We start from the raw sequence: 24240 nt of genomic DNA on the forward strand, positions 1-24240 counted from the left end.
AATCATCCTTTGATATAAGCAAATAGTGCGTTGATTTCTGATTGATTAATCGTTAAATTATGTTCAGCAAATAATTGTTCAATCTCTTTGCTGATTGACTCAGAAGCCAGCTGCGCTTCGTCTGTCTTTGTTCCTTCCATTACATATTGTTGATCAAAGATAATCCGATGGACCATCAAAAACACATGTAACAGGAAAGCTTCACGATATTCTTGACTCAATTTCTCTTGGAAAAGTACTAATAATTTTTCATAAATCGTATACGCTTGTAGAATCAACTCTTTGCTGAAATCTTCTAACGATGCTCGATTTCCTGCTGATTCCAGTCTTAATTTTCTGCGACCATTTTGTGGTGATTGACTCAATATTTTTTTAACCGTTTGTCGAATCTTATCTAAATCTTGTTTTGTTGGTAATGGATGGACTTTGATAAATTCACAATCCATTCCTTCGATTGGAAAGATACTGATTACTAAATCAGGTTCTTTTTGTTTAATGACCTCTTGAGCATTCAATACCGAAGCAAAAGCTGCAATTTCGATATTCGTTAACTCTTCTGAGATTTTTTGCTTAATCAAGCTTGTTACACCTAAACCGGTCGAACAAACATAAACCACTCGTACACTTCTCAAATCGGCTTCTTTTTCGTAAGAAACAAGAAAGTGCAACGCGATATAGGCGATAAACGAGTCATTGATCAGTAGCCTTTCTCCCTGAATCTCTTTTAATACCACTGCTTCGATAGCTTCAAACAATCGTGGATACTTAGCCTTGATGTCGTCTTTAAAAGGATTGTATTCGTTCACAAATTTTTGTTTACGAGATAATCGCATAGACAAGTGGGCGTAAAGATTTGTCAAAAGCTGCGGATCATTATAAAAAGCGTGATTGACCTTTTTACTCACCTTTTGGATCAAATTTTCGGTTAGGAGCATCACATCTTGTGCGGGGCTATTTTCAAAAGTATCGCTGTAAATGTAACGATATTCATCTTCAAATAGCGGCAATTGATAATGGTCAAACACTTCTTGCATCAATAAGTAAGAGAGTTCTTGTTGTTCTTTTGGATCATTCAATAGCTGGTATCGACCAATCGTGTATTCATTTTTTAAACGAACCGTCGCTATCGCTACTCGAATCACCATATTCAGCAATTCTGCATAATTCAAATCTGATGTATCAATCTGTTTTAGTAATTGCCGCATATCCGCAAGTACTTCATTCAACACCACTTGAAAAGCTGTCCCTTTGGCGGCATATAGTTCATAGCCTTCACGTTTTTCACTTTGTAAGAGCAAATCCATGATTTTATAGATATCGTAATCAGTCAAATCTTTTTGCACCACTTGTTCGATGAGCAAGCGAATCTGACGTTCCGGACCAGTAATCAAAAAACCTTTTCGCGGTAAGCGTTCAAGTGTCATCCCTTGAGCGATCAGTTGTTGTTCCAAAGCATCTAAGTCATGCAAAATCGTATCTTTGCTGACCATTAAACGATCGGCTAACTCAAATGAAGTGATTGCTTGATTGGTGAGCATCAGCTGGATACTCAATCGATCCAAACGCAATGTTTGATCAGCAAACAACTCTAAGCGTTCTACTTCCATCAATTCGCTTTTCAGCTTGATCCGTTCAGAATCGCTTAATACTAACCAAACGCCTTGACTTCTTTTGCTAGCTAAATCTTGATTTCTTTCATGAAGCCATAGACGAATCGTATCCAGATCATACTTTATCGTACGTACGCTTACATTTTGTTGTTCAGCCAACTCCTTAGTCGTTGTCGGTTCTGAATTTTCCAGTAATTGAAGCAAGATCTGAATCTGTCTTTTGGTTATCTGTTGCATTATGCCCTCTCCTTACATTTCTAACTATAGTGCTTCATTTCACTTATAACAATATGAAATGGTTGCACTTATCCTAGTGCAAAAAATGCAAATATTATCAGACCTAACGTTTATCTCAACTTGAATTGTTGATAACTACCACTAAATAGTTGAAAAAACACTGAAATATGATTGCACTAATGCATACTTAAGATCATACTTCATTTACTTGGTGCAAGTGTTAAAAAAAGATTTTTTTGAACCTAGTACAAAACTTCACGATACGATTGCTGATCATTTTCAAAAAGATAAACGCTGCCTATCTGCAAACTAAATTTCATACAGCACAAAAAAACTAACGAACTCTTCAATAAAAGAGACCGCTAGTTTGATTTTCATTAGAAAAGGTAGATAAAAAAAGACCATGCCAATCGGCACAGTCCTTATTGTATTAAAACAAGGGAGTTTCAATTACTTCAATCAATTTTGCACTAGTTACTTGAGTAAATAACCGAACACCCTCTTTTTCAAACAGTTCTAATTCAGATAATTTCTCTAAATGTTCTTGCACTTCAATTCCCGTTAAGTCTCTATTCGGCTCGTTGAAGCTCCAACGATGGACTTTGCCTAAACTATTTTCGAATTTGGCAGATAATTTCAACATAGTGATTCCTCCTTTTTTTATTTAGTAATCCGTGATTGCTCAGTCAGCACGATACTATCTAGTTGCTTGTCTTTTGATAAATTAACTAAAACATCTCCTAACGCTAGAATCTTTTCTTCCGTTGGCGTAGCGATTACATGACTAAAATTAATATTTTGCTTGTTTCCATCAGCTGTTTCTAGTTGTACTTGTAATTTGTTCCCAATTTTTTGGATCATTTGAAATCCTCCTATCATTATTTTTGTAAGGTCGCGACAGCTTACATTATTATTAACGAAAGTTTTAGATTGAATGCTTACTTAAAAATCATTTTTTAAGAAAATCGTTTGGCTAATCTGCGTTTCCAGTTTAAAACCGTAGAACGGCTGACTTTATAAGCCTGCATAATTTGATTCATTGACAGACCTAAACACAATCGTGCAAACAAAAAGCGGCGTTCTCCCAGTGAAAGTTTCGGCCATAGACGGGCCAAGAAATCTTCCCACAAGACCCGATCTTCTAGCGACACTTCTTGATCAAGATCATAACGCATGACTTTTTCAATCAGTGTCTGCTGATTTTTTTGTTTCCGTTGATAGTCACGTACACGCCAGCATAAAAAGCGGTACATCAATGTTAATTGATCACCTTGTGCCAAATCTAATTTCTGACTTCGTTCAAAAAAGCTTATTCGAATTATCTGTAAATAATCTTCATACTCAGGATTGTGATAAAAGATTCCGCATGATCGTAATACTTTATGAAACAATGGTTCATATTTTTGTACTAGCTCTTCCGCACTCTCTGTCCTCATTTTTTTCTCCTTCACTGTACTTTTTCGGCCGATGCCTTAAAGATGAAGGAAACTATATTTTTTTACGAAGATCAATCTGACAAATTACGAGACAATATTGCAGATTTATCATTTGTTTGATGATTAAATGGCGCTTTCAAGACTAGTTATTCTGCTAAAGTGGTAAAATCGTATTTTGGCTTTTTAATCTTTTTTTGGCAAACTAGCGATACATGATCATGTAAATTCAATGAAAGAAGGAAATAAAATGATTCGACCAATGATTATTGACATCAGTGAATGGCAACGTCCCGACCAAATTGATTACCCTCTATTAGCCCAACAAATCGATCACGTCATTATTCGTGTCCAATATGGTTCTGCTTATTGTGATAAATTTTATCAAACACACTTGCAAAGATTTCAAGAATTAGGTGTGCCCACCGCTGTTTATGCTTGGGTCCGTGGTATTAATCATGAGGATATGGCCCAAGAAGCACGTATCTTTTTTGAACGTGCCAAAATTTTTCGTCCCTCTTTTTATTGGCTGGATGTAGAAGAACAAAGCATGACTGATATGCGTGGCGGGGTAGAAGTTTTTCGACAAACATTGAAACAGCTTTCAGGTGGAAAAATTGGTGTTTATATCGCTCATCATTTATATCGTTCGTTTAATCTTGCTGTGGAGAATTTTGATGCCCTTTGGTTACCAAGTTATGGTAACAATTCGGGTAGCTATCATGGTGTTCAACCAACTGTTAATAAAAACTATGATCTCCATCAATACACTTCTAATGGACGCTTATCCGGATATAGCGGTACGTTAGATCTTAATCGTTTGACGGATAGAAAACCCTTGAATTTTTTCACCAATAAAATACAAGACTTTGCTGCTTGGGGAATTGTTGAAACAGGCTCTTTTACCTTACAAACAGCGGTTTATTTACGAACTGCACCAACTGTTCATGCAAAAAGTATCGCTCTCTTGCAAGCAGGGCAAACAATCTATTATGATGCCTTTTCTCATGAACAGGGACATGTCTGGATTAGGCAAAAACGTGCTGACGGAACCTATGGCTATCTAGCTACAGGCCCATCCGATGGAAAAAAACGAACTGCCCCAAGTTGGGGAAGATTTAATTAATCAAAAAATAAGAGACGAAAGAAAAATTCTTTCGTCTCTTATTTTTTGATCAATACATGCATAAATCCCCAATTTGTCGGTAAATAATAGCCTGCTACTGTTAGATTTTTTAAATCACTAGAAACTAATTGTCCAGTGATGTAATAAATTCGTTTTGCCTGACGTTCGGCTGATCCAATTTTTGCTAACAAGCCATTTAATTCATATTCTGGCATCAAAAAATAATGAAAATCAAAGCCCTTCAAGCGTTCATGCGTGATTGCTCCTTCGAATGTCAATATTTTTTGTAGTTCCTCATAACTAAATGATAAGTCTGTTGGTGTCAAAGTCAAACCTTTGTAATCAAATGTCTCTGTCATCTCGCCACCCCTTCGACTTATTTTATCATATTCGAAATAAGGTCACTAACCTTTCAGCCACTCACGAGCATTTTGGACTTCATCCATAGTTATTTGATGACCATGATTTGTTTTTGCTACTACGATATTGGCTTGACGCTCACGAAATGCTGAAACCAATGTCATAAATGACGCTTCACTGACGATTGGATCTTGGCCTCCACCATAAGAGACCCAAACATTCTTATCGGCTAAAGCAAAAGATTGAGTGTGAACTTCTAACGACATTGGATGGAAAAAGATTCCTTTAGTTAATGCAGTTTCACGCTCCAACAATAAATGTGCCGCGATATTTGCCCCATTTGAATATCCGACCAACGTCCACTCATCTAAAGCAATCGCTTTTTCCTGACTAAGTTGTTTGATTACTTCATACAAATGATCAGTTTCTTGTTCCAAACTCTCAAAATCAAACTGATTCAAGCCATTTCGTTTAAAAAAGCGGTTCATTCCTTCTTCTTTGACCGTTCCTCGAAGGGACAAAATCGTGCTATCTGCATCTAAAATCTTAGCCAATTCTACTAAAGACGTTTCATCCCCGCCAGTTCCATGCAATAAAATAAACTTTTTCCCATTTGATTTTCCTGCTTGATAAAGATATTCCATCTCCATACACCTCACTTACTAATTGTAAGTTAACATAGATCACTTTTTTGAACAACTTCTTTGTTTGTCCGCGGCTGTTCTCCAGTACGATTAATCGGATGAAATAGACGCTAAACGCTTTTTGATCTGGCCAAAAAGTTGATAGCCAATGATACAGCCTGCTAAATTTGTCAAAATATCCAAAATATCAAATGTGCCTAAATAAAAAATATATTGAATCGTCTCAATTCCAATAATTGTTAACAATGCAATCACAAGTGCTTCAACTTTTCCAGCGCGCATGCCATACAAACAACCTAACGGAATGAAATAACCTACATTTAGCAATAGTTCGATCATTTGTTGTGGATTATTCAAGTACAATGTCATCGGGTTCAAGTTGAAGGAATGATATGCAGGTGCTTTGGTGAACAGCATAATAAACAATAAAAGCAAATAACAACTATAAAAAAGATACAAATAGCTGTTCCAGATTTTTCGTTGTTCCCACTGCCAATAAAAAAGCCACAAACTTAAAAAAATGAAAAACCAAAGCGCTCCATCTGTGTATTCAGAACGTTGTACCATCCCGGCTAAACGGGGATAATTTTCTAAAGTCGGCAAGACTAAATAATAAACCATCCCGTAACTTATTATCAAAGAAATGATTCCCGCAATCACTTTCTTCATCCATCTCCTCCTCTCTTTAGATAAAACTAGGTTATTAATGACTTCGATAAGTCAGTGTCCAAGTGAAGTTTTAACAAAAAAACCAAAGGCAAGCCAATGGTTTTTTTGCTAACTTAATCGACTGCTTTGAGAATCAAAAAGACTGGTTCATTTTTTTTCATGGGGCAAACGAATTTTCTTTCCGAGCCATCGCTCGATTTCTTCTGAATAATTATCTAATCCAGCTGCTGGCGTAAAAGTCAATTCTCCAAGAAAAAGTCGATCATCACTGATAAAAAAATCAACGCGAACAAAAGGAAATTCGGCAGCCAAAATTCGGCCGTACTCAATCATTTGATCAAACTGCACTGGCAGATCAATATAACGCAGCGCTTCATACTCAGAATTTGACTCAGTCAATGATTCTTCATCTGCATCAATTTGCAGCACTTTTCCCTGAAGATCTGTAGTAATATACACAGTCTTTCGATGCCCAATCATTTTTTCCTGCTCGTCCCATAAATACGCTTCAACCATACAAGGTTCTCCATTACAAAAAAAGATCTTCCAATCGCGGTCAATATTCGGCAGATACTCTTCAATAATAAAACGACTAGGCATCTTCCTATAATGCGGCTCAGCTGTCGTTAAGCCAAAGGGTTGTTTCTCCCACTTTATTAAGATTTTTTTTATTTCTTTCAGCGACATCTTTGTAAAATTTTTAACGATTAGATTCATTCTGGAAGCATTGGATTTTTTGATCACAAATTGATTGGGTAATTTTTCCCAACGAATTTCTTTGACTGAATTGGCAACAGCTAGTATCGGAACGGTCAGATCAACTACTTGTTTTTTTTTCAAGAAATCATGCAAGCCAATCTTGTCACCAGCTAAAATGGCCTGTTCATCATTGGCGTAATACAATTTAAGATAATTTATTTTTTCAGTAAATGTTCTCGGTTCATCCAAGTTCAACTCATACCCAAATGTTTTCTTGAAAAGTTGTTGTACATGACGTTTATCCTCGAGTATATACTTATAATAAAACTGGTTAATCTTTTGATATAACGATCTAGCATAAGGGATTTCTTTGACTTTTGATTTGAATTCCATCGTTGTTACCTCTCGTTCCCTAGCCGCTCAAACTAGTCAAATTTAGGATTTTTTTGCTTGTAAATACCCCTGCAACATTTCCACTAAAGGATTAACTTTTAACATGCTCGTAATAAGAATATACACACCTACCGCAATGACTAATTGAATACTGTTCGTTATTATATTCGCTGGCATATTGGTAGTCACCGCTCTAGTAATTATCATCATTACCAAACCAGAAAGTGTATAAGAAATTATTTTTTTCAAATCAAATTTAAATTCCGTCTGTTTTAAAAAAGACCTCATCCTTACAAAAGTGACAAAAAATTCAGCTAAGATATTCGAAAAGACTGCTCCGAAAAAACCAAATAGCGGCAACAAAATAAGATTTTCGACCATATTGATTCCCGCACCAATCGTAACAGATCGATTATATTTGTTCACTTGACCGATTGGAATCAAGTATTGGGTAGCCAGCGACGAACCTAGCGGGATAATCACTATTAAAACAGAAAAGAAAGGAACGATATAATTCATAAACAAAAACTTATTTCCAAAAAACCAAGGAATCAGTTTATCATACACTGTCAACATCCCAAACATAATCGGGATACTGAAAAATAGTTGCAAATGCAGCGTCTTTTCCATTAGTTGAATGATTCGTTCCGTATTGTCTTTAGCAAATAGACTACTCATATGAGGCAATAAAACTAAATCTAAAGTAGTAATTACTGTGATAAATACTGTGTTTATCGTAACTGAATTGGTATAATAACCCACCGCAGCACTGCCTAAAATAACACCTAGCACTGTCTTATTCAGGTTGGTGTACAAAATAATCGCAACTTCAGGTAAGAAAAATTCAATGGAGCCTCTTAGATGTTTAAAGACATTACCCAGACTGACTTTCTCGAAAACAATGTGTTGTTTGATAAAAAACCAGACTAAAGATTGCGATATTAATTGTCCGGTTACTTGAATAAATGTATAGATGATCAGATCCGAACGACTCTTAACAAATAAAACAATCGCGACAAACGTTATCGACTGCACGATCACATTACAAATACTTGTTTTTTTAAAATCTTCGATCCCCATAAAAAACCAAGAAATATCAAATAAAACAGCCAAGATGGTTATTCCTTGTACATACAGGATAAAGCGATTCTCAAAAAAACTGACTGTTACTAAGTAAACAAATAAAACTACGATAGTAAAAATCGCCTTAAAGAAAAACAATTCCAAAAATAATACAGAAATATTTTCCTCTCGATTATATGCTAAGGCGATTTCTCGGTTTCCATACATCGCAACACCTAGACTCGCCACCAGCACAAAATACTGTGCGATCGAATTGGTATAATTATATAATCCTACTCCAGACGGTCCTAGTGCCTGTGAGACAATGGGGATCGTGATGATTGGAACGATGATTTTCATAACTTGAAAAACAATTTGGTAAATGAAGTTTCTAGCAACATTTCTCACAAGTTCTAATCCTCCCCAAAAATATCTCGTGTATATACTTTTTCTTTGACTGTTTGAAGCTCTGCTTCAAAACGATTAGAGACGATGACATCAGAAAGACTCTTAAATTCATCAAAATTCTTGATCACTTTAGAACATAAAAATTCACTTTTATCTAGAGTTGGTTCAAATACTACCACTTCAATCCCTTTTGCTTTCAAGCGCTTCATGACACCTTGAATTGAAGAGTAGCGAAAATTGTCAGAATTTGTTTTCATCGTCAATCGATAGATTCCTACGATTTGCGGCTTTAGCGCTAAAATTTGTTCAGCAATAAAATCTTTTCGCGTCGTATTTGCATCTACGATTGCCCCGATGATATTGCTAGGAACCTCTTCATAGTTTGCCCGCAACTGCTTCGTATCTTTCGGTAAACAATATCCTCCATAGCCAAATGATGGATTATTATAATGAGACCCAATTCGCGGATCCAACCCGACTCCTTCTATAATTTGTCCAGTGTCTAATCCTCTTGTCTCAGCATAACTATCCAATTCATTGAAGTAAGCTACTCGTAAAGCTAAGTATGTATTAGAAAAAAGTTTAATCGCTTCGGCTTCTGTAGAATGCGTCAGCAAGACTGGGATTTCCGCAGCATGAGCATTTTTTAAAAACATCGTTGCAATCTCTTTTGCTTGTTCTGAACGACTTCCAACAATGATTCTAGAAGGATATAAATTATCTTGTAACGCATTATTCTCTCGCAAAAATTCAGGTGAGAAAATTATCTTATTAGTCTGATATTTTTCCCGTAGCTCTTCTGTATACCCCACCGGAACTGTTGACTTGATGATAAAAGCTGCATCCGGTCGAATAGCTAGCGCCTTTTCAATCACGTTTTCTACTGTCTCGGTATTAAAATAATTCTTCTGTTCATCATAATCTGTTGGCGTAGCAATGAGTAAATAATCACCAAAATTCACGGTGCTTTCAAAATCATGACTGAACTCGATAGTTAGATCTTCTCTTAAAAGAAATTCTTGGATTTCCTTATCTTCCAGATAGGATGTTTTTTTCTGAAGTCTTACGATCTTTTCTGGTATGATGTCATATGCTTTTACTTGTTCATTTTGGGCCAGCAACAGCGCATTTGCTAGACCCACATAGCCTAAACCAAAAACAGAAATCTTCATCTAATCCACCCTCTGCCTCATAGTTTTAACTCTCATCCATTCCTCGTTTTAACATCTTTCAAAAAATTTATACCCTTTACTAGATCTCTTTAAATCAATACCTGACCAAATAAATATCAAGCCTGAACAATACGTTAATACTTTGTCATTAAATGACATCTCGGCATCTCTGAATATATCGAGAAACGCTTTGGTTTGATTATTGCGCCATTTGTTTAAATAAAAACGAAACTCGGCGTAATCCGTTCTTTTCATATCCTTTAGTAATCGCATGCGATTGACTATTTGTAAATTTTTGAAGTATAGATTGGTTTTTTTATCAAAATCATCAGTCGCCTCCACACAATATTGAAACGCTCGGTCTCTTAATAGATCTTTTTCGCGAAAACCAGGAGATAGACGATTACGGCTAGCACTTTTATCATAGATATAGTAATGATATAAAATCTTATTAATCAGTTTTACTGATTGAATCTTTGTAAAATATTCCATATGAAACGGCCAATCTTGTGCCACGATAAGTTCTTCATGAAAACGAATTCTAAATTTTTCAATGATACTTTTTCGAAAACATTTGTTCCATAGATAGGCATGATAAGAAGGAAACTTTCCTACTTGAATAGTCGCTTGTGGATTCAGTTCTTCTAGCCCATCATTTTTAAACGACATGACTATTTGTTTTGTTCCATATTCGATTCGATTATATCCACAGATCGCCACTTCCACTGTTTCATCAATGACTTTGGCAAATTCTTCTAAAAAAGTATTTTCCACTTGATCATCTGCATCAAGGAAGAAGAGCCACTCTGAAGTTGCTCGTTCAATCCCAAGATTGCGAGCCGCTGCACTGCCTTGCTTTGATTCGCTCAAGATAGTCAATACTGGAAGTTTGTCGATAAATTCTTTTGCAATGGCAATCGAATGATCTGTCGAGTTATTATCTACAATTAATACTTCAAATTGCTTGTATGTCTGTGCGGAAAGCGAGGTTAACATCGCTCTCAAGCGATCACCTGCATTATAAACAGGAATGATTAATGAAAATTTTTCTACATTAGTCATTTTCCAGCCCCCACAATTTGCTCTCCACTTTTTTTATCTCCGCTTGGTTATTTTTCAACAGGTTGGATAAGTACGCTTTATTGTTTAGGTAAAAACTTATTTTCAACACCCATATGCGCGATTTAAAATCTTCACGGTACCCAAAAATCATTTTTTTCTTTTATTTGTATAAGTCGCTTCAGTAGCAGCTTGTTCCTTATGATAAATCACTAGCTCTGGCGTATATATATCGCAACTCTAATTGTCGTAACACGATATAAAGCAATGTCTCTTCTTCATACATGAACGTAAGATCAGGGATTTTATCAAAACGCTCGTTAAATTTTTTTGTTAAAATAAACGCTGCGCCATGGAACATATAGTCATCCGTATCACTTTTCAACTTTCTAGTGGATAGACCTAATGTATAATCTCTATCAGTATTTCCTTTCTCCCAAAATTCCGTTGAACCCAACAAAATAAAAAGATATTTGACTAAGCCGATCAAAGCTAGTCTGATCGCCATCCACTTATTTTTAATAAAATGACCAGTCACCATAAATGGATTTTGATCACTGTTGTCTATCACTGAGAGGATTCTTGGGCTAACGATATAAGACTCTGAAAGATCCATCTTGTAATAGTTTGTGATAAATTGTTTGTCCTTAATCAGCGTATCATTATTAATGACTGCTATATCTGTTGCCCCTTTTTTTTGGGAGAACTCGATGCCGACATTGTTTCCTTTTGAAAAGCCTAGATTTTTCTTCGTTCGTATGACATCGATGTTGTTTTGCTCACGATATTTTTCTTCTACAATTTCAAAAGCATCTGTCGTTGAACAATTATCAATTACAACAATCATAAATTCATCACTTGTTTGTTCTAATAAGCTTTCGATACACACAATCGTATCAAGGTGATTGTTGTATTGAAGAACTACAAAACTGAATTTGCTCATGCTACTCCTCCTTTAAACCAAAAATAGTAATGATGGACAGTGAGAATACTAACGCCGAAATATCAAAAAACGGACGAAAAGATAAACTGTTAAAAATATTGATCGCTAGAAACACAATGATCACGATCACATATTCATAAGTTATTTTCAATCTACCTAGTAAAAAATTAACTCTTGCCCACATGAGAGTAGTGACTATGCCCCCACCAGATAACAACATCATCGTTGAACTATGAGATACGACACTCCCTAATCCAAAACCAAAAATTGGTCGTAAAAGAAAAATTTTCATATTTTCATAAATACTCAAAATCCTGACACGGTTCGACCATTCTAAAGAACGAGTAGAGTGGCGCCAATCTCCAGAAATGACCATTGAAATTTCTTCAAACATACTTTTGATTCGTCTTTCCCAAAAACCGGTAGTAGATAGACGCTTTATCCATTCCGGCAAAAATTGAGTAGCTAAAAAAAACAGCAGCACGATACTAGCCAATTGAAGTAAATTAAGCAGAACTTTCTTTTCAATTTTTATTGCTTTAAATCTCCACAGCAATCCGATATGTATGATCGCAATAAAATATAGTACACTACTAAATGACATGGAGACCGCTAACAGTAGCAACAGTATGCCCAAGCGATAAAGATCTGAGCGTTGCTTCGTTAACACATAACTTGCTAAGATTGAAAAGAAAAGGATAAATAGTACATAAACGTAGTGAGAACTTTCTTGTGTTAATCCTTGCAGTACAAATCCGTTTCCTCGTATCGTTAATTCCACATAAGTTGATTCAGTAATTCCAAAAACACGGTTGATGATTGCGTTGAATGCATCACTTTTAAACACGTATTTGCTTATAAGCTCAATCACGCCTATAGCTAAAATCAAATCTGTGATTTTTTTTAATGAGGTGACGACGATCCTCGGACTATCCTTTTTGAATACCGACATGATAACTAGAAAAAGCAAGAGATAATTTATCAAGTAAAACAAATTCAGTAAATTAAATGCGGTCAAATGGATCTTTTCAAATACTATTCCCGGTAGGATGATCTTATCATCCCAACTGATATTTATATTGGCTGTCCTTACTTGTGTAGGAAACAATATCAACAGAATATTTCCGAGCAAAACAGAACCGCTGAGACATATTCCTGCTACAAACAATTGTTTAGGAATTCGTTCTTTTACCAAAGTAAAAAACAGATATATGAATAAAAAGAGATTGATTAAAAAAGAATAGCCGATTTCGATTCCGCCAATTCTCAAAAAATACCCTACTTCTAAATAAGATTCATAAAAAAAAGTCAACGGAATAAGATAGACCAACTGCTCTTTTTTCCCTTTTATAAAAAAGAGCCTGATTATCCCTAGCACAGTGATAAAACTAAATAGATTGATCATAATTGTTCTCCGATACTTGTTTATAAACCGTTAGTACATTATTTACATGTTTTTTTATTGAAAAATTTTCTCTAATATACTCAATACGATACGCTCGATCTAACTTGTAAACTTCCGTATCAATTATCTCTTTAAGTTTCAATGCATTTGCTTGCGGAGCATCGGAAAAATCAATCAGCCAGCCTAATTTATCGTCTGTGATGATTTCCGGTGAGGCTCCGCTGGCAGATCCCATCACAAATAATCCTTGTTCCAAATATTCCGCTGTCACTCGACCAAACCCTTCCATAAAAGAAGCATTCACGCCAATATCGTACTGGCCCACCTGTTTTAAGATGTCATTCTTATATGGATAGAACATAAAAACATCAGACAACTGCCGATATTTCATTTTCAAAAATTGGATATAGTGACTAGGTCCATTGCCGATGAAATCAATCTGAATCTTAGCCAATGTTTCCGGCGGCAATGTCGCAATAATTTTTAAAAAACGGTCTTGTCCCTTTGTTTTGGTGATTCCTCCTAAAAAAAGAATTCTCACTTTATCTGATTTTTGGACATTACCTGGATAGGTTGTCGCATTGATTCCATCATAGACCAACGTGATATTTTCGATTCCATACTCTTTCCATTTGTTCAAAACAGATTGTGAAATGGCAATAAAATGACTATGAAATGAATTCATGTGTTTTATCGCATCAGTCAATAATAGATTTTGTAAGTTAAAATCATCGCCGTGTTCTCTTATATGCCAAACATGAGGAAGGGTATATTTTTTTGCCAATTGTGCACCTATATCAAAGCGATCTAAGTTTGAATGAATTAGATCAATCGACGCAATCTTTAATCGATTTTCTACTGTTTTAAAAAAATTTCGTTTAGCTAGCAAATATCTACTCAACAGTGCCACTTTCCAAAGTATTTTAGGATGTCTTTCGGTGGTCAAAAAATTGTTGAAATTAATGACGTGAATTTCGACGCCTTTTTTTGCAAAATAGCTCGCGAGTGTATTATTTTTTGCCAATAAAATTATCGGTGTGATCTCAGGATGATTATCCAAAACTTCATCGATCATATCCTTAAATGCCAAGGCTGCACCACCTTGATCCACATTATTCATAATGTATAGAACTCTCATGATGACACCTTCTTTTATCGTTTATTTAATCGCCTCAAACAAATATTTAACAGATTTCGCCTTGATAGTTAGTTGAATGCCCAGTAGTAAAATTTTGATTTTGCTACAGACAATATTGCTAGCTGGACTAACTCGACCATATTGTAAGACGTCTTTTTTTCTGATAGAAAATCTAGTCAAATATTCCTGCTTTCTAATTGGATTTCTTTGACTAAAATTTTGCTTAATTGTGTGATCAATAATCAAATAATCAATCGACTTCTTCCGCATGTGATCAAAAAACAATTGATCTACTTGATCTAAAAAAAGTGCTTCATTGTATTCAAAGGAAGTAAATAGTGTGAGTTTCATAGTCAAACAAGAATTAATCCCGTTGATTTTGCTAAAATCAATCTGGTCATTTTGATTCAACACCAGTTTATTTTTGATCGCCCCCCGTTCATTTGGGGAATAGATAATACCATTTTGCCCCACGATTTTTGGCAAAATGATGTCATACCCTTGCTTGATTCCCGCCATGATTTTTTTAAAAAAAGAGTCGACAGCTCCGTATCATCATCAAGCCACATGAGATAATCTTCTTTATTGTCTTTGGGTAGTTGTTTTAAAATAGAATTATAAGCTCTAGATAACCCAATATTCCCGTTGTTATTCTTGTATTGGATAGCATTTGTTTCTGCATAGCGTTGATTCTTTCTCCTAATCGTTTCAATATCGCTGTTGTCTGAAAAAATAATCGTACAATCAATCCCATTGATATCCGTAGTTAAAATCTTGGAATGCTCGATTAATGAGTTATATAAAACAATTCCGATATACAGCATACTACCCTCCTAAATGCTCCTCATACTTATCAATGACATAATCCCAACAAAAACGTTCCGCGATTGGATTTGTTGGTGCTGTTGTTTCAAACAATCTATTTATATTTCCTTATGACCATGCAGATAAGCAAAAGCCTGTTGTCGAATATATTTCAATAACTCTTGATCATAAACAGTCCCAACAAATTTGATGCGAGGGTCTTGATCAAATTGAGTCTGTTTTTTCAACCGATCATAAAACTTATTTTGCTCAACATTTGTGATCAAAACGAAATCTTTCTTAGTCTCCGATTGCATGAATTCTTGAATCATCGTTTCATAATTATTCTCAGGCACAAATCTGCCTACAACTAAGTAATAATTATTGGGTTGGACTTTTTTTTGAGTGAACCAAGCCTGGACTGTTGGACTAGAAGCAGTCAACTTTGATTTTTCTAAGTCCGTCCCATACGCAATATAAGTAGTTTTTGGATGGTATCGATGGTAGTCATTACGGATATATTTTTCGATTGTTTGACTGTCACAAATCAATAGATCCGCATGTTTTACCATTAGTCGTTCAGAATGTTTCCAATAACGCCGCACTGGATAACTTCATTTTCCCCGCTTCCATTCATGACCATCTGGATTGACAAATAATTTACCATTTAAATTACTGATTTGTTGTTTCAATTTGCCAATAAATGGACCGATTCGACAAGCCAAAACATAAAAAATAGGTTGATGATCCTGATTATCTTCGGCTAATCGAATTGCTTGCTTTAGCGCTGCAATATCATAATAGATTGCTCTTGCCGGACCAATATTAGGAACTGCCACATTGAAACATTTAGCTCCGTTATACTCAAAATCAGGACCATTAATACCTGATTTAGCTGAGTTTTCAGCCATGCAAGCGACATGGTATTGAATCTTTTCATTTGATTGATATTCCGTTAATTTTTCAACAAACGTTTCAAATCCACCGTATTTTGCGGGAATTCCTTTTGAACCAATAATATAAACATGCTGTTTTTTTTCTCCCATAAAAACTCCTTAATAGGCGCCATCTCTTTTTAAGATTACTTTTATCGTTTTAGCAATCAAAGAAATATCGTACCCTAAGCTCCGCTTTTTGATATATTCCATATCGAGTTTCACCATTTCCTTAAATTGGATCTCGCTGCGACCACTAACTTGCCATAAACCAGAACAACCGGGTTTGACAAGCAAACGCTGTATATCCTGACGGGTGTATTCTGCAACTTCTCTTTCTAGCGGTGGACGTGGGCCGATTAAGCTCATATCACCTTTGATGACATTGAATAGTTGCGGCAATTCATCTAGACTAGTTCGACGAATAAATTTACCAAACTCAGTGACCCTAGGATCTTCTTTCATCTTGAACATAGCCCCGCTAATTTCATTTTTATGCATAAGATCACCGAATTGATCCTCTGCATCGACACACATTGAACGAAATTTATACATCGTGAATGGTTGACCATTTTGACCAATGCGCCGTTGTGAGAAGATCACCGAAGCAGCAGGATTTTCTTTATATACTTTATACGCAATCCATAGCATGATAGGTGAAATAAAAATAAGTCCCAAACATCCTAAAACGACATCGATGATCCGTTTGATCCGGTCATAACCTTTTTTGTGTTCGATTTTTGATTTGTCTAGCCAACTCAGTTTAAACTGCCTGCGATCAACGTGAATCTGAGTTTTCAAACTCTTCGTGATTCTATAGGGTTTCTTACTCTTCATCATTGACTCCCCCCAACAAATTATTTTGAGAACGCAAAGTGTGACTTTTTTATCCTTTGGTATGCGGATCACATGGTCGAATTACTAGTTAGTTGCCTGCATCGGGACCATAATAATAATATGCTTCATTGCCTTTTTTCTTTCCGTTATAGACCACTCCGATAATTTTCGCTCGAACTGTATCCAATAATTTTTTTGCCTCTAAAATCGTACGCATTTCCGTCACTCGTTCACGCACTACTAAAATCGTCCCGTCAACATAAGTTGCCATAATTTGAGCATCAGTCACAGGAACCACCGGGGGCATGTCAAAAATTACAAGATCAAACAAATCCGTCAACCGATCGACTAATTTTTGCATACGCATTGAACGTAATAACTCAGATGGATTTGGCGGTGTCGGTCCGCTTGGCAATAAATAAAGATTCTCAATCTCCGTTTCAATCAACTGGCTTTCCATTTTTTCTTTTTTTTGTGCCAGCGTTTCTCCTTCATTGATAATGTTTGAAAAAGTATCATCAACTAAATTTTCTTCTACTAAGTAATCACTCAAGCCATTGACGTTTGGAACCTTGAAACTCAAAGCTACGTTTGGTTTTCTTAAATCCGCATCTACCAATAACACTTTATTTCCAGCTTGAGCAAAAACGACCGCTAAATTCGCAGCAGTTGTCGTTTTTCCTTCTGAAGAACTTGAGGATGTTACTACCAATGAATTGAATTTTTCCTCTGCAGAAGAAAACTCAATATTGGTTCGAATCTTCCGATATTGTTCAGCAATGGCTGAAAAAGGATTGAGTTCTGAAACTAAGTTAACTGTTGAATCTTTTTTCTTTTTATTTACCATCTTTCATCCACTCCTTATACTCGTTTCTGTTTGCAGTTAGGAACCACTAAATCATTCAGAATCTTATTTTCTTCAGGTGATTGTTCATTTTTACGCTTATACAGCAGATCTTTTTTATTGAACTCAGATACTTGACCTAAAAGCGGCAATTCTAAAACATCTCTGATGACTCGTTCGTCTTTGATTGTCTTGTTGAATAATTCTGTCAAAAAAGCCAACCCCATACCCAAGATCAAACTTAGCAAGGTTCCTACTATCAGATTCAATCCATTATTAGGAAAAACCGCTTCAGTTGGGATATTTCCCTTAGAGGTAATGAATACCTCAGTAATTGCTAAGATCTCTTCGGCTTTTTCTTGGAATATCTCTGCAGTAGTATTGACAATGATTGCTGCACTGCGCGGTTTGGTAGATGTCACAATGATTCGAAACATTTGGGAATTTTCCGCTTGTTCGATCTCAATCATTTCTTTTAACTGACTATTGCTATAGTTGTATTGGTATTCTTTTTTCAATTCTTCTTGAACAGCATCAATGACAATGTCGTCTTTGATCATATCTTTGTATGTGTTGATCAACAGTACATTTCCACTAATATTATTTTGCAAATTTCCATAAACATCGTTCGTTTGTTTTGTTTGTACTATTAATTGTGCTGAGGATTCATATTTAGGCGTTAGTACAAAAAAAGTGATTCCTGCTGTAAGTGCGACTCCAATAATTGTGACGAGGGCAATAAACAGACCTTTCTTTTTCAATATCAGAAATATTTGTTCTAAACTGACTGTCTCTTCCATGTTTTCTCCTCCGCAAATCAATTTTTTTGTTCCGCTGATCCTATAAAAACTTGAGCCAAAATCCGTAGCAAGACAATTACATCTGACAATGATTGTGTAAAAACTTGTTGGTACCATCGATTGCTATTTTTTCAATCAAGACTTTGAAACAGCATTACTTTTTGATCAAAAATATTATAATGAATATTATTTATATTGTTATTCATAAATATATTTATATCATTTAAAGAAATATTTATTCTTACAACTTAGTATACTTGCTATTTATTAAAAAAACAACGTAATTACTAATTTAATTTTCATCTAATCATATTATTTATAATATAATTTATCATATTCTATTTATATAAACTATCATTAGCCTTAAAATAACTTGTCATTTTTTATGATACTACCGAATGAAACAACTTTTTTAACAAGATATCTTCTTGTACTTATTACTACCGTGACCATCTTGATTGGTTTTTACCATATATTTCTTGGTTAAAACTCTCTAAATAAACTCATAGTTATACAGTTTCTACCCTATATTTTGATTGCGATTGATTGTTGAGAAGATTGATGATTCCAATGTGATCTTCTAATTAACAAATCCGATTTATCGCAGCCAAATAACAATGATAAATCTACTTTTCCATTTGTATAATTGCTATTTAATTCACTTTTAAGACATTTTCCATAAAAAAATACAAATCAATCTCTTTAATCTTTTTATAAAAAAACACACTTAATCTTTCTGCTCCAAAAAGTCTAATGAACAATTTAAATTTATTTCTATACTTAGTTGTAATAAAACGAATTAATTGTGTAATTTTTTCAAACGATCACTTTACCGAAATTAATACTATTTCAAGGAACAAAAAAGCTGACACTCACTATATCGTGAGCATCAGCTTTTCCTGTTTAACTATTTAATTCTTGTTTCCTGATATTTTTTTGTTCTTTTCAATAAACCTAATATACTTGTAGCACTCATTACAACCAAACCCAAAAAGGATAACCGTTGTTCAGCTTGCTCACCTGTTTTGGTAAACTTAACTGCATGTCTTGGCTGATAATGCACATGACTAAACTATTGATATCTCGAGATACATCACCTGATAAATGAATCATTCAATTACTGCTGATTATTTGAGCGGGTTCACTATCTTATTATAGGACTCAATCAGTGGGTCTTTTAACTACTAGGTCAATGTTTGCAAGGATAAATTATCACATTTATTAAGATATTTCAGTTTTATAGATGTCTATTTTTTTATAAATAACCCAAATATCTTCTTTGGACCACGGCTGCATAAACCCACTGGATGAGTGTAATAAAATCAAATATCGGTAAGCCGGTTGCTTGTTGGATAGCATATGAATATGGCGGTAAATCGCTGCATTCTAATAAAATAGCTCCAATAGTGTCGGTCTCCGCCAATTCACTTAAAACGACCTCCACCAAATCGTTTTCCAAGCGTTGATTGTCCAAATTTGAATTGCCCCAGCGAATTGGTGCAAAACTTTCTAATGATCCGATCTCATGAATGATACAATCAGATAAATTAGCTCCCGATGCCTGGAAAAAATCTGCTGTTATATCTTTTCCGCTTGCAACTAATACTAAGATCTTTTGCTTCTTTTTAAGTCCTAATTTGATAATCGGTATTTGCGTTATACTAGAAAGAAAGACCGGAATAGCCACGGATTCAGCTACGATTTCTTGGAAATGACCGAAGTAGCCGCAAGCGCCAACGATTGCTCGTACACCTCTTTTTTCTAGTTTTTGAGCGGCTTGAATAATCTGCTGTTCAATTTCTTTGCTTCCTTCAAATAATTCTTCAATCTCAAAATCAACAACTTCATACAGTACAGGGAAATCAAAAGTTGTCGCGTTTGCGACATTGCCAGGCATCTTGGGATAATCCAAATTCACCGTAATGATTCCGATTGGATAACCTGAAAAAGGTGATGGAAAGAATTGCGGATTCTCTTGCAAGTCTTTTTCTGTTCTGATATTTCTATGTTTTAACATTCAATCACTCCTCAATTAAAAGACAATAAACAGTCATATGACTATAAAATGATTATTTGTATACTAAAAAAGTCCTTGATTTGTATTAAACAAATCAAGGACGACAAATCGACTTATCGCGGTACCACCTCAATACTTGCTATTAGGCAAGCAACTCATTGGCTACAAAAAAACTATAACCTATCACTATAACGGGTGAACCCGTAGTATTTCGAGAATATTCTCTTGATAACTATCACTCCAAGACCATTTTCATGACGTGCAAATACCTCTTCTCACCAATCAGAGGCTCTCTAAAATTTTTACATCATTACTTATCTCATCACAGTTTAACCATTTTATAATTTTGTTAAAGAATACTCGTTATCTTTGATAAAGTCAATATCTTTTTATATTCGGATCACTGATTTATGGCGTTCATTTTTAGTCTGAAGTACAATAATAGGAGCCGGTGTACCTTTAATAGTCCACCAGCTCCTATTCTTGTCTTTAGGCAGGGCTTTTTTTCTGCATATCTAAATACAATAAAAACTTCGCCATATTTTTTGATGTGATTTTGCGAATCTCTCGCGGAGTAAATTGATGGATTTCGTCTTCATTATACCCCACCTGAAATCTGGTCTCGTCAAAAATTAGCGGCCGTCTCAATAAATTAGGGTATTTTTCGATTAATTCGACCAGTTCATTAAATGATAATTCATCAAAATCAATCGCTAATTTTTCATATACTTTTGAGCGGGTTGAAATAATTTCATCTGTGCCTGTTTTAGTCATAGAAAGGATCATTTTGATTTCTTCTTTCGTCAATGGATCAGAGATAATGTTGCGTTCTTCAAAAGATAAGTTATTTTCTGTTAGCCAAGCCTTTGCCTTTCTACATGAGGTGCAGCTAGCTGAAATATATAGTTTGATCATTTTATCTATCACCTTTCCGAATAATTTATTTTAAAATTGCTCTATACCGAATACGATACCGTATTTTTCTCATTTTGTTAACCAATTAATATTAATTAAATATCCTAAAATAATATTTTATAACTAAAAATGATATTTAAATAATTTAAACTACTGTTTTTTCCATTAAAAATACCGTTCCATTTTGAAATGATTCAGTTAGCACCGCGATTTTTAATCGCTAATAAAAAATAATGAAATAACAATAGTAATAACTTAGATAATGCTTACTCAATAATTTCTTTGATCGTGAAAAAGATGATTGTAACTATGATGTTAGTATGTCTATCATTTCATCTGCCTTGTTTCTTAGCAAAAAGGTATACTATAAAAAAATATCCGAACGATATACGTGTCACTTCTGCAGTAAACACACTATATCTAGTTCGGATATTTTTTCTGTCTTTTTAACTGATAACAGTCACTGTGACTGAACGACGTCCCCATTGAATACATTCTTCAACTGTTGAAAAATGGCAATCAATGATATTTCCTTTAATCGCACCACCAGTGTCGCCAGCGATTGCAATACCGTAACCGGAAACTTCTACCATTGATCCCAATGGAATAACGCTTGGATCCACCGCTACCACTTGAGGATTTTGGCGTAAGTCAATTCCCATTGCAGTAAAATACGTATTAACTGATTCCGCACAAGAGTAGGCTGTTGATTCCATTTGCAATGTACGGCCAGAAGTCGTTGGTGTACTTGGTACAGCTGGTTTTGCTGGTTCTGGTTTTGGTTGTTCGCTGGTACTTGCAGCAGGTTGTTGTGAACTTGAAATTGACGGTGTCGTTTTAGCCGGCTGTGAAGAAGCTTGAGCTTTGACAGCTTGTGAGGCTTTTTTTGTTTCAGCTGCTTTTTTTATCGCTTCTTTTTCGGCTGCCTCTTTTTCAGCTGCTTCTTTTGCCGCTTGAGCTTTTTGCGCTTTTTCAGCAGCTTGTCTGGCTGTTTCAACTTCTTTTGCTTGGCTGATTTTTGCTAAATTTGTTTTATTATCAGCTAATTCTTGTTTTAAATTTGCCATTTTATTGTCTAATTTGGCTGTTTCAGCCTCAAGTTTTTGACTATCTTTTTTTAATTGATTCTGTGTTTTTTCTTGAGTAGCCTTTAACTCAGTCAATTGATCTTTAGCTTCACCCAAACTAGCTACTTTAGTCTTTTCTGCATTTTGGATTACAGACATCACAAACGCACGATTCAAAAATTCACCTAGATCTTTCGCTTCCAATAGCGCCTCGATTGAGCGATCAGTCCTATTATTAACTTGTGCTGTTTTCATTCGCTCGGCGATTACTGCTTTACGTTGTTCAATTTTTTGTTCAGTTTCGATAATGTTTGCTTTGGTTTTTTTCAAAGTCGCCTCATTTTGGCTGATCTTTATTCGAATGTCATTGACTTCTTGATATTTCTCGTTGACATCATTTAATGCCAATTGTAATTCTCCACTGATTTTATCGCTTTGACGAACGATTGCAGATTCTTTTTTGTCTAAATCACTGAGAGACTCTGCTTGTGCAAAGACTGGTAAAAGTATGTTAGCCCCCAACAACAGCGTGGCAACGAACCCAAACATTTGCTTTTTCACTTAAACGTCCACCTTTCTACTTATCCTTCGTTATTATACGAGAAAAAAAGCGACTTTTTGTTTCAACTGTATTACAATTCATTACAAAATGAAGTAGTTTCTTGTAAGATGTAGATCATTTTATAGGAATCAGCGAAAAAATCGTCCACCCAAGTCTGGGGGACGATTTTTTTCAGATATCTCAGCAGATTATTTCTTTCGCAACTCTTTAGCTAATTGCCGAATTTCTGTTAAAGGACTCTTTATTTCCTTAGACTTCATATTGGGAAAACTAGTCAAAAAGCGGCGTTCTTGAAAATTCAACTTAGGTAATTGTTTACGCCACTCTGGTTGTTCTTTGATTTCAGTCAACCATTGGTGATTTTGCAATCGCTCTTCCGCCGCAACTTTCAACTCGCCAAGATCAGCTTGCACCTGTTCTTTTTTGTCCTGGATTGTTGTACTCATCTTGTTCATCGCTTGGCGTAATGAAGCTAGATTCGCTAAGGTGAATCCTAGATCAAAACTTATGACCATCAACAAGATCATAGGCAAAAACAGCCCAAAACGCTGTTGCCAACCAGTGATCAAATGCATCAAATAGGGATTTAAAACGCGAACAATAAACACACATGCTACTCCCCAAAAAAGCGATACCGGTACGGCTATGCGTCCATTAATATTCAATGGAACATCCTTATAGTCCCACAGCGTTAAATGAAATATTTTCTCTAGCAAAAAACTCGTCAGATACTCCAAGACCGTCACTAAAATCAGGGCTAAGAAAAAGAGTAAGACGATATTTTGTTGATACGGTTCAATCAAATACAACACACCTACAACGCCGAAACCATAGATTGGTGTGATAGGCCCTAATAAAAACCCGCGATACACGAAATGCCTGGCTTTGATCGAACAATAGACTGTCTCCCATAACCAGCCGATAAATGAATAGCAAAAAAACAATAGCACGACATTTGTAAAAACCTGTTCCATGTCATTCCTCCTAATCCTCAGCTCAATTATTCCATGGATGAGCAGAAAATGCTAGTACAGCAACTAATTAATAAAACTAAAAAATTTCAAAATTCGATCACTCTTTTAAATCACACGAGTTATCTCT

24 protein-coding genes, 1 pseudogene and 1 other annotated feature are annotated in these 24240 nt (G+C 35.3%); of the genes and pseudogenes, 1 reads left to right on the forward strand and 24 read right to left on the reverse strand.

Features of this window, described 5'->3' with window-relative positions; genetic code table 11:
* Positions 1-2 precede the first annotated feature (2 nt).
* The 4 genes from P7D84_RS00940 to P7D84_RS00955 form a co-directional block, all read right to left on the reverse strand.
* Positions 3-1847, reverse strand: a complete 1845-nt coding sequence (locus P7D84_RS00940; RefSeq protein ID WP_137604486.1) for a BglG family transcription antiterminator — start codon at positions 1845-1847, stop codon at positions 3-5.
* A gap of 430 nt (positions 1848-2277) precedes the next feature.
* A complete protein-coding gene (locus P7D84_RS00945) occupies positions 2278-2490 on the reverse strand; it encodes a DUF2922 domain-containing protein (protein WP_311804718.1) in 213 nt (70 codons plus the stop codon).
* 17 nt (positions 2491-2507) lie between these two features.
* A complete protein-coding gene (locus tag P7D84_RS00950) occupies positions 2508-2708 on the reverse strand; it encodes a DUF1659 domain-containing protein (RefSeq protein WP_137604488.1) in 201 nt (66 codons plus the stop codon).
* A 95-nt stretch (positions 2709-2803) separates the two neighbouring features.
* Positions 2804-3283 (reverse strand): RNA polymerase sigma factor, encoded by a 480-nt coding sequence (locus tag P7D84_RS00955; RefSeq protein WP_311804719.1) that lies wholly within the window; start codon positions 3281-3283, stop codon positions 2804-2806.
* A 247-nt stretch (positions 3284-3530) separates the two neighbouring features.
* On the opposite strand from P7D84_RS00955, the gene P7D84_RS00960 reads away from it, so the two are divergent.
* The gene (locus P7D84_RS00960) at positions 3531-4406 is read left to right on the forward strand and encodes a GH25 family lysozyme (protein ID WP_311804720.1); all 876 of its coding nucleotides are present in this window, start codon (positions 3531-3533) and stop codon (positions 4404-4406) included.
* Positions 4407-4444: 38 nt separating this feature from the next.
* Here P7D84_RS00960 and P7D84_RS00965 read toward each other — a convergent pair whose 3' ends face one another.
* The 20 genes and pseudogenes from P7D84_RS00965 to P7D84_RS01060 all read right to left on the reverse strand — a co-directional run bounded on the left by P7D84_RS00965 (position 4445) and on the right by P7D84_RS01060 (position 24113).
* Complete coding sequence (locus P7D84_RS00965; protein ID WP_246022715.1) at positions 4445-4765, reverse strand: hypothetical protein; 321 nt, start codon at positions 4763-4765, stop codon at positions 4445-4447.
* 45 nt (positions 4766-4810) lie between these two features.
* Positions 4811-5410: an alpha/beta hydrolase gene (locus P7D84_RS00970; RefSeq protein WP_311804721.1), complete on the reverse strand. Its 600-nt coding sequence runs from the start codon at positions 5408-5410 to the stop codon at positions 4811-4813.
* Positions 5411-5500: 90 nt separating this feature from the next.
* A complete protein-coding gene (locus P7D84_RS00975; protein WP_311804722.1) occupies positions 5501-6079 on the reverse strand; it encodes a VanZ family protein in 579 nt (192 codons plus the stop codon).
* Between the two features lie 147 nt (positions 6080-6226).
* Positions 6227-7171: an ATP-grasp fold amidoligase family protein gene (locus tag P7D84_RS00980; protein ID WP_311804723.1), complete on the reverse strand. Its 945-nt coding sequence runs from the start codon at positions 7169-7171 to the stop codon at positions 6227-6229.
* A 42-nt stretch (positions 7172-7213) separates the two neighbouring features.
* Entirely contained in the window at positions 7214-8641 is a 1428-nt protein-coding gene (locus P7D84_RS00985) for an oligosaccharide flippase family protein (protein ID WP_311804724.1), read from the reverse strand.
* 5 nt (positions 8642-8646) lie between these two features.
* Positions 8647-9813: a nucleotide sugar dehydrogenase gene (locus tag P7D84_RS00990; RefSeq protein ID WP_311804725.1), complete on the reverse strand. Its 1167-nt coding sequence runs from the start codon at positions 9811-9813 to the stop codon at positions 8647-8649.
* 48 nt (positions 9814-9861) lie between these two features.
* Positions 9862-10875: a glycosyltransferase family 2 protein gene (locus P7D84_RS00995; protein ID WP_311804726.1), complete on the reverse strand. Its 1014-nt coding sequence runs from the start codon at positions 10873-10875 to the stop codon at positions 9862-9864.
* Positions 10876-11071: 196 nt separating this feature from the next.
* Positions 11072-11815, reverse strand: a complete 744-nt coding sequence (locus P7D84_RS01000) for a glycosyltransferase family 2 protein (RefSeq protein WP_311804727.1) — start codon at positions 11813-11815, stop codon at positions 11072-11074.
* A 1-nt stretch (position 11816) separates the two neighbouring features.
* Positions 11817-13220: a hypothetical protein gene (locus P7D84_RS01005; RefSeq protein ID WP_311804728.1), complete on the reverse strand. Its 1404-nt coding sequence runs from the start codon at positions 13218-13220 to the stop codon at positions 11817-11819.
* A complete protein-coding gene (locus P7D84_RS01010) occupies positions 13204-14358 on the reverse strand; it encodes a glycosyltransferase family 4 protein (protein WP_311804729.1) in 1155 nt (384 codons plus the stop codon). The genes P7D84_RS01005 and P7D84_RS01010 overlap by 17 nt, the downstream gene beginning before the upstream one ends.
* A 21-nt stretch (positions 14359-14379) precedes the next feature.
* Positions 14380-14844, reverse strand: coding sequence for a hypothetical protein (locus P7D84_RS01015; protein ID WP_311804730.1), 465 nt, complete (start codon positions 14842-14844; stop codon positions 14380-14382).
* Complete coding sequence (locus tag P7D84_RS01020) at positions 14766-15182, reverse strand: glycosyltransferase (protein ID WP_311804731.1); 417 nt, start codon at positions 15180-15182, stop codon at positions 14766-14768. Before P7D84_RS01020 ends, P7D84_RS01015 begins: the two co-directional genes overlap by 79 nt.
* A gap of 108 nt (positions 15183-15290) precedes the next feature.
* Positions 15291-16208 (reverse strand): annotated as a pseudogene (gene cps2T / locus P7D84_RS01025) (beta 1-4 rhamnosyltransferase Cps2T); the annotation flags it as partial.
* Positions 16209-16217: 9 nt separating this feature from the next.
* Positions 16218-16934, reverse strand: a complete 717-nt coding sequence (locus tag P7D84_RS01030; protein ID WP_311804790.1) for a sugar transferase — start codon at positions 16932-16934, stop codon at positions 16218-16220.
* 88 nt (positions 16935-17022) lie between these two features.
* Complete coding sequence (locus P7D84_RS01035; protein WP_311804732.1) at positions 17023-17781, reverse strand: CpsD/CapB family tyrosine-protein kinase; 759 nt, start codon at positions 17779-17781, stop codon at positions 17023-17025.
* A gap of 14 nt (positions 17782-17795) precedes the next feature.
* Positions 17796-18578, reverse strand: coding sequence for a YveK family protein (locus tag P7D84_RS01040; RefSeq protein ID WP_311804733.1), 783 nt, complete (start codon positions 18576-18578; stop codon positions 17796-17798).
* A gap of 1255 nt (positions 18579-19833) precedes the next feature.
* Positions 19834-20595 (reverse strand): aspartate/glutamate racemase family protein, encoded by a 762-nt coding sequence (locus tag P7D84_RS01045; protein ID WP_311804734.1) that lies wholly within the window; start codon positions 20593-20595, stop codon positions 19834-19836.
* 93 nt (positions 20596-20688) lie between these two features.
* Positions 20689-20930 (reverse strand) — a binding site (T-box leader).
* Positions 20931-21084: 154 nt separating this feature from the next.
* Positions 21085-21510 (reverse strand): transcriptional regulator Spx, encoded by a 426-nt coding sequence (gene spx, locus P7D84_RS01050; protein ID WP_137603915.1) that lies wholly within the window; start codon positions 21508-21510, stop codon positions 21085-21087.
* Between the two features lie 446 nt (positions 21511-21956).
* Positions 21957-23138, reverse strand: a complete 1182-nt coding sequence (locus P7D84_RS01055) for a 3D domain-containing protein (protein ID WP_311804735.1) — start codon at positions 23136-23138, stop codon at positions 21957-21959.
* Between the two features lie 189 nt (positions 23139-23327).
* On the reverse strand, positions 23328-24113 hold the full coding sequence (locus P7D84_RS01060; RefSeq protein WP_311804736.1) for a putative ABC transporter permease: 786 nt from the start codon (positions 24111-24113) through the stop codon (positions 23328-23330).
* Between the last annotated feature and the right edge of the window lie 127 nt (positions 24114-24240).

Origin of the sequence: Enterococcus dongliensis, assembly GCF_031927985.1 — a bacterium.
GTDB lineage: Bacteria > Bacillota > Bacilli > Lactobacillales > Enterococcaceae > Enterococcus_A > Enterococcus_A dongliensis.

Excerpts from the sequence above, each read along its gene's own strand:
- P7D84_RS00940 (WP_137604486.1), bottom strand. The coding sequence starts at position 1,847 with ATGCAACAGATAACCAAAAGACAGATTCAGATCTTGCTTCAATTACTG.
- P7D84_RS01035 (WP_311804732.1), bottom strand. The coding sequence starts at position 17,781 with ATGGTAAATAAAAAGAAAAAAGATTCAACAGTTAACTTAGTTTCAGAA.
- P7D84_RS00995 (WP_311804726.1), bottom strand. The coding sequence starts at position 10,875 with ATGACTAATGTAGAAAAATTTTCATTAATCATTCCTGTTTATAATGCA.
- P7D84_RS01040 (WP_311804733.1), bottom strand. The coding sequence starts at position 18,578 with ATGGAAGAGACAGTCAGTTTAGAACAAATATTTCTGATATTGAAAAAG.
- P7D84_RS00955 (WP_311804719.1), bottom strand. The coding sequence starts at position 3,283 with ATGAGGACAGAGAGTGCGGAAGAGCTAGTACAAAAATATGAACCATTG.
- P7D84_RS00960 (WP_311804720.1), top strand. The coding sequence starts at position 3,531 with ATGATTCGACCAATGATTATTGACATCAGTGAATGGCAACGTCCCGAC.
- P7D84_RS00990 (WP_311804725.1), bottom strand. The coding sequence starts at position 9,813 with ATGAAGATTTCTGTTTTTGGTTTAGGCTATGTGGGTCTAGCAAATGCG.
- P7D84_RS00970 (WP_311804721.1), bottom strand. The coding sequence starts at position 5,410 with ATGGAATATCTTTATCAAGCAGGAAAATCAAATGGGAAAAAGTTTATT.
- P7D84_RS00965 (WP_246022715.1), bottom strand. The coding sequence starts at position 4,765 with ATGACAGAGACATTTGATTACAAAGGTTTGACTTTGACACCAACAGAC.
- P7D84_RS01010 (WP_311804729.1), bottom strand. The coding sequence starts at position 14,358 with ATGAGAGTTCTATACATTATGAATAATGTGGATCAAGGTGGTGCAGCC.
- P7D84_RS01000 (WP_311804727.1), bottom strand. The coding sequence starts at position 11,815 with ATGAGCAAATTCAGTTTTGTAGTTCTTCAATACAACAATCACCTTGAT.
- spx (WP_137603915.1), bottom strand. The coding sequence starts at position 21,510 with ATGATCAAACTATATATTTCAGCTAGCTGCACCTCATGTAGAAAGGCA.
- P7D84_RS01060 (WP_311804736.1), bottom strand. The coding sequence starts at position 24,113 with ATGGAACAGGTTTTTACAAATGTCGTGCTATTGTTTTTTTGCTATTCA.
- P7D84_RS01005 (WP_311804728.1), bottom strand. The coding sequence starts at position 13,220 with ATGATCAATCTATTTAGTTTTATCACTGTGCTAGGGATAATCAGGCTC.
- P7D84_RS00980 (WP_311804723.1), bottom strand. The coding sequence starts at position 7,171 with ATGGAATTCAAATCAAAAGTCAAAGAAATCCCTTATGCTAGATCGTTA.
- P7D84_RS00975 (WP_311804722.1), bottom strand. The coding sequence starts at position 6,079 with ATGAAGAAAGTGATTGCGGGAATCATTTCTTTGATAATAAGTTACGGG.
- P7D84_RS00945 (WP_311804718.1), bottom strand. The coding sequence starts at position 2,490 with ATGTTGAAATTATCTGCCAAATTCGAAAATAGTTTAGGCAAAGTCCAT.
- P7D84_RS01020 (WP_311804731.1), bottom strand. The coding sequence starts at position 15,182 with ATGCTGTATATCGGAATTGTTTTATATAACTCATTAATCGAGCATTCC.
- P7D84_RS01030 (WP_311804790.1), bottom strand. The coding sequence starts at position 16,934 with ATGAAGAGTAAGAAACCCTATAGAATCACGAAGAGTTTGAAAACTCAG.
- P7D84_RS01045 (WP_311804734.1), bottom strand. The coding sequence starts at position 20,595 with ATGTTAAAACATAGAAATATCAGAACAGAAAAAGACTTGCAAGAGAAT.
- P7D84_RS00950 (WP_137604488.1), bottom strand. The coding sequence starts at position 2,708 with ATGATCCAAAAAATTGGGAACAAATTACAAGTACAACTAGAAACAGCT.